General features: G+C 43.2%; 1 protein-coding gene. It reads left to right on the forward strand.

All coding sequences use genetic code 11. The features are described from left to right. Positions 1-1,709: hypothetical protein (locus EDM53_RS06050; protein WP_165379522.1), on the forward strand; the 1,709-nt coding region annotated here is incomplete at both ends.

Here is a 1,709-nt window from a genome sequence, read left to right on the forward strand (position 1 = left end):
CAGTGTAGAAGGTAGTCAAGACCATGATAGACTGGTGCCGAGCCGAGCAAGTAGTCTATATACAACAGAGAACATTGTGAAGTTGTTGGAGAATGGAATAGGGGAAGGAGGTCAAGTGGTCATGCAAGACCTGTCTGCTTTTAGTCAGAGCGTGGAAGGTATACCAGGAGATGAGATAAGAGTAGCTTTGGGAGGGCTCGGAACAGATAAGCACACGTTACTTATACCGGTATATTTGGGGGACAATAATTACGTTGGTATAATTGTTAGGAAAGGGGAGGATGGTGTAACACGAATTATATACAATGATCCGAGTGGGGAAATATGTGAGAACACTGAGGGTGCGTGGAAGTTGATTGAGGGCATTAAGGAAGGGATAGGAGGAGGTCCGCAGTTTGTAGATCTTGCACAGAAGCTACAAACTGATAAGAGTGATTCAGCCTTATACACTACGCACACGCTTCTGAAGCTTTTTGAAATGGGTAGCGCGTTGGATGGGGCGCAAAGTGCTGAGATTATTGAGAAAGCTAGATTGAATCTGATAGAGCCAGGACCACAAAGGACAATGGATGCTGCGGTGCTCTTAAGCCTAGCAAATGATGGGGACAGTAAAAGTAAGAGGAAGCATAGGCGGCGACCAAAGAAGAAGCAGATATCCACAGAGGAGGGCATAATAGCAGCAAGCTTAGAAGTTTTGGAGGGTAATCTCAAGATATTGAAAGCACCTGATGCTGAAAGAACAAAAAAAGACTGGGAGGAATCGCAGAAGACTACTAAAAAATTAATTGATCAAGTAGAAAATGTAAAAAAGGAGCTAGCAGTAGTACATATGGACAATGAGAAAAGAACGATTATGGAGAAAGTGTTAAGCGAGTGTCATGGGGTATTGAAGATGTGGCAGACACAGTGTCAGATGACACAGGCTCTCGAACAAATTGCAGATAGTAGCGGAATGCAACAAGCTATAACACATAAACAACAAGTAGATCAACTGTTTCAGGGTGTAGAAGAGCAGTTGAGATTAAATACAGCTCTTGTTGGGAAGCTATGTCAGGAGAAACTTAGTCACAAAGATGAGAAATGGTGTGAGACAAAGATAAAGGAAAGTCAACAGAAGATTACAGAGCTTAGCAAGAGGATCCGAGAATCACAGGCTACCATAGAGACTAATGCATGGTTAGAGGGACTTACAGTACCCACAACAATAGATGGGACAACCACGCCGGTTGTAGGGCACGAGATGAGCAATACTGATTTTTGGGATCAATTTGCAGGAGCCACAAGCTCTTCCATCGTTCCAACAATGGATGGGACAGAAAGCAAACCATTTGTAGAGGGCAAGATTAGCAGTGCTGGTAATTTTTGGGATGAATTTGAAGGAACCACTGATTTTTGGGATAAATCGAAAGGACCCACAAGCTCCTCCACTCCTCCAAATGACCATTCTGAGCTTGACGATTCTTTTCATCTAAAGCACTACGAAAGGAGTACATTACAAGACACATCAGATATTACAGGCTCCACAATTAACTTAGTATATACTATCGGTGCGCTTAACATCTCTAAACAAGCTCTAATAGAACGGATGGTTGATGAGTCAAAGAGGTGTGGGAAGCAGGATATGGATGAAGCAATGCGTGTCGATAAGACTAGGAGTTGGACGGACAGGGTCCAGCATCATCAAGGACATGTGGAATTAATCGGAGAGA

Source organism: Rickettsiales endosymbiont of Peranema trichophorum (genome assembly GCF_004210275.1).
Classification (GTDB): Bacteria; Pseudomonadota; Alphaproteobacteria; order Rickettsiales; family Midichloriaceae; genus RICK02.